Below are 5,845 nucleotides of genomic sequence, written 5' to 3'. Positions count from 1 at the left end.
CTGCTGGCCCGGGTCGCCCACCCGGCCGTGGGCGCCCTGTGGGACCTGATGCACACCCACCTCGCGGGCGAGACGCCGGCCGAGACCCGTGCCGCGCTCGCCCCGTACCCCGGCCACGTGCAGGTCAAGGACATCGCCGGCCCGCACGACCGCACCCCGCTCCCGCTGGGCGCCGGCGTCCTGCCGATCACCGACTGCCTGCGCCTGCTGCCGCCCGGCGCCTGGGTCTGCTGGGAGTACGAGGCGCCCTGGCACCCGGCGGCCGCCCCGCTGCCCCCGCTGCTCGCGTCCGGCGCGGCCTTCCTCGCGGCAACGGTCGAAGGAGTGTCGGGGCCGGGAGCCGTGCCTGACGGGGCGTGACCGGTGCGAAGCGGTCCGGGCGTTGCCGTTCGGTGACACGGAATGCTCCATTCCGTCGACTGTTCGCACTAGTTTCGAATTGCACCCGGCGCCCGCCCTCCGGCCCACACAGGAGGGACGACCCGTACCGGCTGCTCCTCACCCGTACTGCGCTCAGGAGAACCCGCATGCCCCTCTCGACGATCCGCCGCGCGACCGCCACCCGTACGCTGGCCGGAACCGTCCTGGCCGCGGCCCTGCTGGTTCCCGCCGCGACGGCCTGCTCTCCCACCTCGGACACCCAGGGCTCGGCCGCACCGGCCACCACCGCGCCCGCCGCCACCGCACCGGCCACCACCCCCGCCGCCACGGCACCGGCCACGACGCCCGCCGCGTCCGGCACGCCCGCCACGCGCGGTGGCACCGCCCCGACCGCCGCCCCCACCGGGCGCGCCGCCACGACGCCGGCCGCGCCGCCCAAGACGGCCTCGGGCGTCCGCACCGAGACCCTGGTGGACGGCAGCACGGCCGAGATCAAGGACCTCGGCAACATGCACTACGTCGCCAGGATCCTCAACAAGGGTCAGGTCCTCGCCACCATGGAGACGAAGGAGCACGACGACGGACTCGACGCCAACGGCATGTTCGTCATGCTCTCGCTGGACGGCCGGATCCACTCCTGGATGGGCGGGAGCCACCAGGGACCGGGCACCTTCAAGCTGGCGGGCGGCTGGACGGCCAAGGTCACCAAGCTCGGCGAGCTCCGGTACCGCGCGGAGATCCTCGGCAACGACAACGCCGTGTACGGCACGCTGGAGACGGACCAGCACGACGTCGGCGTCGACGCCAACGGCGTCTCCATCGTGCTCTCCGCCGGCGGTGAGATCAGCGCCCACGCGTGAGTGTGTGCCGGCGGCGGGTTGGTGGCGCGGGGGAGCCGGTGCATAGGGTGGGGCCGATGTGTCGCCGTACCCGTGGGAGAATCCGATGAATCCGACCCCTGTTGCCGACGGCCTTCTCCCGGTCGGGGTGATCGGGCTCGGTGACATCGCGCAGAAGGCGTATCTGCCGGTGCTCACCGCGCTGCCCGGGCTGGACGTCCGGCTGATGACCCGGGACGCGGCGAAGCTGGACAGGATCGGTGAGGCCCACCGGATCGCCCCCGAGCACCGCTTCACCGACCTCGGCGCCCTGATCGGCAGCGGGATCCGGGCGGCGTTCGTGCATGCCGCGACCAGTCAGCACGTGCCGATCGTCGAGCAGCTGCTCACCGCCGGGGTGGACGTCTACGTCGACAAGCCGCTCGACCAGACCCTGGACGGCGCCCGCCGGCTGGTCGACCTCGCCGACCGCACCGGCCGCTCGCTGATGGTCGGCTTCAACCGCCGCCACGCGCCCGGCTACGTCCAGGCCAAGGAGCGCCCGCGCGATCTGATCGTGCTGCAGAAGAACCGTGAGGGCCTGGCCGAGGCGGCACGCCCGCTGGTGTTCGACGACTTCATCCACGTGGTGGACACCCTGCGCTTCCTGGCCCCCGGCGAGATCGAGCACGTGGACGTCCGCTCGCGGGTCCGCGACGGGCTGGTCGAGCACGTCGTCCTCACCCTGGCCGGCGACGGTTTCACCGCCCTGGGCATCATGAACCGGGTCTCCGGCTCCACCGAGGAGGTGCTGGAGGTCTCCGGCGGTGACTCCAAGCGCGAGGTGCGCAACCTGGCCGAGGTGATCGACCACCGCGGCCAGCCGACCGTCCGCCGCCGCGGCGACTGGGTGCCGGTGGCCCGTCAGCGCGGCATCGAGCAGTGCGTGCTCGCCTTCCTGGCGGCCGTCCGCGCCGGGCACACCCTGGACGCCCATGACGCGCTGCGCACCCACGAGCTGTGCGAGCTGGTCGTGGAGCGGATCGGGGCTTCCTGGGAGTCGGCTGGGAGCGGGCTGTGAGGATCCTGGGCTGACCCGGCGTCACGTCATCTCCGGGGAGCCGACAGTTCACCGGCAGGGTCTTGTCGGGGCATTTTCTACGCGCGTATCTTGAGGGGCGCCGCGGGGGGCGGGTGCCCGTCCCCCGCTTCTTCTCTACGCGAGTAGCGCGCGCTCGAAGCGCGCCTCCGCCCGGACCGCCGTGCCACGCCAGTGCCGCACGACGGAGCTAGGAGTCCAGCCCCGGTGACCACCGCCCCCGCACCCCGCCCCCGCAGAGCCCTGCTGCGTGCCGCCCTGATCCCGGCCTCGCTGGCCGCCTCGCTGGTGCTCGTCCCGTTGCCGGTGGCCAACGCCGCCGCGCCCGCGACCCCCGCCCCGACCGAGGTCGGCCCGCTGCGGATCCACGACATCCAGGGCGGCACCCGGATATCCCCGCAGACCGGCAAGCCCGTCACCGGCGTGCCCGGCATCGTCACCGGCGTGCGCGCGTACGGCAGTTCCAAGGGCTTCTGGCTCCAGGACCCGAACCCGGACGCCGACCCGGCCACCAGCGAGGGCGTCTTCGTCTTCACCGGCGGCAACCCGACCGTGAAGGTCGGCGACTCGGTGCTGGTCAGCGGCAAGGTCACCGAGTACTACCCGAACTTCGGCGGCGGCTCGCAGTCCCTCACCGAGATCTCCGCCCCGGGCGTCACCGTCCTGTCGGCCGGCAACCCGCTGCCCGCCCCGGTGGTCGTCGACACCCGCAACATCCCCGGCACCTACGCCCCGCCGGCCGGTGCGGACGGTTCCGTCGACGGCGTGGCGCTCAACCCGGCGAAGTACACCCTGGACTTCTACGAGTCCCTGGAGGGCATGCTCGTCCAGGTCAAGGACGTCCGGGTGATCCAGGCGACCGACAAGTACAACGAGCTGTGGGTCGCCGCCGACCGCCAGGACCAGCGCAGCAAGCGCGGCGGCGTCCTGTACGAGTCCTACCGCGAGCCCAACGTCGGCCGCCTGATGATCCAGCAGCAGGCCGCGGTCACCCAGCAGCCCTTCCCGGTCGCCAACGTCGGCGACGAGCTGACCGGCACCACCACCGGCCCGCTGGACTACAACAACTTCGGCGGCTACACCCTGGTCGCCGGCACCATGGGCACGCTGAAGGACAACCACCTCCAGCGCGAGGTCACCGCCCAGGCGACCGACCGCGAGCTCACCCTCGCCACCTACAACGTGGAGAACCTGGCCCCGGGCAACCCGGACGCCAAGTTCGCCGAGCTGGCCCAGGGCGTCGTCACCAACCTGCGCTCGCCCGACATCGTCGCCCTGGAGGAGATCCAGGACAACAACGGCGCCAAGAACGACGGCACGGTGGACGCGAGCCAGACCGTGGCCAAGTTCATCGCCGCGATCAAGGCGGCCGGCGGCCCGGCCTACGACTGGCGCTCGGTCGACCCGCAGGACGGCAAGGACGGCGGCGAGCCCGGCGGCAACATCCGCCAGGTGTTCCTGTTCAACCCGCAGCGGGTGTCCTTCACCGACATCCCCGGCGGCGCCGCCACCTCCGCCGTCGGCGTGACCGGCACCGGCGCGAGCACCGCGCTGACCGCCTCGCCCGGCCGGATCGAGCCGAACGACGAGGCCTGGACCAACAGCCGCAAGCCGCTGGTCGGCCAGTTCTCCTTCCGCGGCAAGAAGGTCTTCGTCATCGCCAACCACTTCAACAGCAAGGGCGGCGACCAGGGCATCGACAGCCGCTTCCAGCAGCCGGTCCGCAGCTCCGAGGTGCAGCGGATCAAGCAGGCCACCGTGGAACAGGCCTTCGTCGCCCAGCTGCTGGCCGCCGACAAGGAGGCCAAGGTCGTCTCCCTCGGCGACTTCAACGACTACCAGTTCTCGCCCGCGCTCGGCGCGCTCACCAAGGACGGCGTGCTGCGCGACCTGGTGAACGAGCTGCCGGAGACCGAGCAGTACTCGTACGTCTACCAGGGCAACTCGCAGGTGCTGGACCACATCCTGGTCAGCCCCGAGGTCGGCTACGCCAAGTACGACGTGGTGCACATCAACGCCGAGTTCGCCCAGCAGGCCAGCGACCACGACCCGCAGGTGGTCCGCATCAAGCCGTAGGGCCGCATCAAGCCGTGGGGCGACACGGAGCCGTAGGGCCGCATGGAGCCGTAGAGCCCCGTCGAGCCGTGGGACCTCGGCAATCCGGGGGACCCCGGCGCGGTTATCCTGCCTCCGCCGCCGGTGATCACCGGCGGCGGAGGCGGCGTCGTGCGACGGGGAGACCATGGACTACCGGATCGAGCGGATCGGGCGCGCGGACTGGCAGCGCCTGCGGAAGGTGCGGCTGGCCCAACTCCTCGACACGCCCCTGGCCTTCGGCGAGACCCACGAGGACGCGAGCCGCCACGGTGAGGGCGAGTGGATGGCCCGGTGCGGCTGGGTCAACGAGCCCGACCGCCTCGGCCTGGTCGCGGTGGACGCCGCGGGGGAGTGGGTCGCCACCATGCTGTCCGTCCCGAACCGGAGCCAACCGGGCGCGCTCGACCTGATCGGCGTCTGGGTGGCCCCGGCGCACCGCGGCCGGGGCCGCGGCGTCGCCGACGCCCTGCTGGACGCGGTGCTCGCCTGGGCGCGGGTCCGGGGCGCCGGGCGGATGCTGCTCGGGGTGCACGAGGCGAACCCCCGCGCCGCCGCCTTCTACCTGCGGCGGGGGTTCGCCTACACGGGACAGGAGACGCCGTACGCGCTGGACGCCTCGGCGCGGATCCTGGAGATGGCCCTCCCGCTCGACCGGGCGGGAGCGGACCGGCCCGGGTAGGGCGCGGCCCGGGCGCGGCTCGGGTACGGCTCAGCCCAGGTACTGGGCCAGCGCCTCGCCGGTCGGCGTGGAGCGGGCGGCGACCAGGTCGGCCGGGGTGCCCTCGAAGACCACCCGTCCGCCGTCGTGGCCGGCCCCCGGACCGAGGTCGATGATCCAGTCGGCGTGCGCCATCACCGCCGGGTGGTGCTCGATCACGATCACCGACTTGCCGGACTCGACCAGCCGGTCCAGCAGCCCGAGCAACTGCTCGACGTCGGCCAGGTGCAGCCCGGTGGTCGGCTCGTCCAGCACGTAGACGCCGCCCTTGTCCGCCATGTGGGTGGCCAGCTTGAGCCGCTGCCGCTCGCCGCCGGACAGCGTGGTGAGCGGCTGGCCCAGGCTGACGTAGCCGAGCCCGACGTCGGCGAGCCGCTCCAGGACGCGGTGCGCGGCCGGGAGCTTCGCCTCGCCCGAGCCGAAGAACTCCTCCGCCTCCGTCACCGACATCGCCAGCACCTCGGCGATGTCCCGCCCGCCCAGGCGGTACTCCAGCACCGCCGGCTGGTACCGCTTGCCCTCGCAGTCCTCGCAGGTGGTGGCCACCCCGGCCATCATCGCCAGGTCGGTGAAGACCACCCCGGCGCCGTTGCAGGTCGGGCAGGCGCCCTCGGAGTTGGCGCTGAACAGGGCCGGCTTCACACCGTTGGCCTTGGCGAAGGCCTTGCGGACCGGTTCGAGCAGACCGGTGTAGGTGGCCGGGTTGCTGCGCCGGGAGCCCTTGATCGCCCC

6 protein-coding genes are annotated in these 5,845 nt (G+C 72.7%); 5 read left to right on the top strand and 1 reads right to left on the bottom strand.

Annotated elements, in window-relative coordinates; genetic code table 11:
• The 5 genes from ACIQOV_RS23840 to ACIQOV_RS23820 all read left to right on the top strand — a co-directional run.
• On the top strand, positions 1-360 hold a 360-nt coding region (locus ACIQOV_RS23840), incomplete at its 5' end, for a sugar phosphate isomerase/epimerase family protein (protein ID WP_401051518.1).
• A gap of 167 nt (positions 361-527) precedes the next feature.
• Positions 528-1,241 (top strand): hypothetical protein, encoded by a 714-nt coding sequence (locus ACIQOV_RS23835; RefSeq protein ID WP_401051516.1) that lies wholly within the window; start codon positions 528-530, stop codon positions 1,239-1,241.
• An 85-nt stretch (positions 1,242-1,326) separates the two neighbouring features.
• Entirely contained in the window at positions 1,327-2,280 is a 954-nt protein-coding gene (locus tag ACIQOV_RS23830; RefSeq protein ID WP_401051513.1) for a Gfo/Idh/MocA family protein, read from the top strand.
• A gap of 225 nt (positions 2,281-2,505) precedes the next feature.
• Entirely contained in the window at positions 2,506-4,374 is a 1,869-nt protein-coding gene (locus ACIQOV_RS23825; protein WP_401051511.1) for an endonuclease/exonuclease/phosphatase family protein, read from the top strand.
• Positions 4,375-4,540: 166 nt separating this feature from the next.
• The gene (locus ACIQOV_RS23820; RefSeq protein WP_401051509.1) at positions 4,541-5,074 is read left to right on the top strand and encodes a GNAT family N-acetyltransferase; all 534 of its coding nucleotides are present in this window, start codon (positions 4,541-4,543) and stop codon (positions 5,072-5,074) included.
• Between the two features lie 30 nt (positions 5,075-5,104).
• Here ACIQOV_RS23820 and ACIQOV_RS23815 read toward each other — a convergent pair.
• A partial coding sequence (locus ACIQOV_RS23815) for an ATP-binding cassette domain-containing protein (RefSeq protein WP_401051507.1) occupies positions 5,105-5,845 on the bottom strand: 741 nt, incomplete at its 5' end.

The sequence above is a fragment of the Kitasatospora sp. NPDC091257 genome, from assembly GCF_044757675.1.
In the GTDB taxonomy this organism is placed as follows: domain Bacteria; phylum Actinomycetota; class Actinomycetes; order Streptomycetales; family Streptomycetaceae; genus Kitasatospora; species Kitasatospora lactacystinica.
Note: the sequence above shows the minus strand (reverse complement) of the source record. Positions and strands in the feature narration are given on the sequence as shown.

Bases quoted from the DNA above. Each gene is read 5' to 3' on its own strand.
- ACIQOV_RS23835 (WP_401051516.1), top strand. From the start codon at position 528: ATGCCCCTCTCGACGATCCGCCGCGCGACCGCCACCCGTACGCTGGCC.
- ACIQOV_RS23830 (WP_401051513.1), top strand. From the start codon at position 1,327: ATGAATCCGACCCCTGTTGCCGACGGCCTTCTCCCGGTCGGGGTGATC.
- ACIQOV_RS23820 (WP_401051509.1), top strand. From the start codon at position 4,541: ATGGACTACCGGATCGAGCGGATCGGGCGCGCGGACTGGCAGCGCCTG.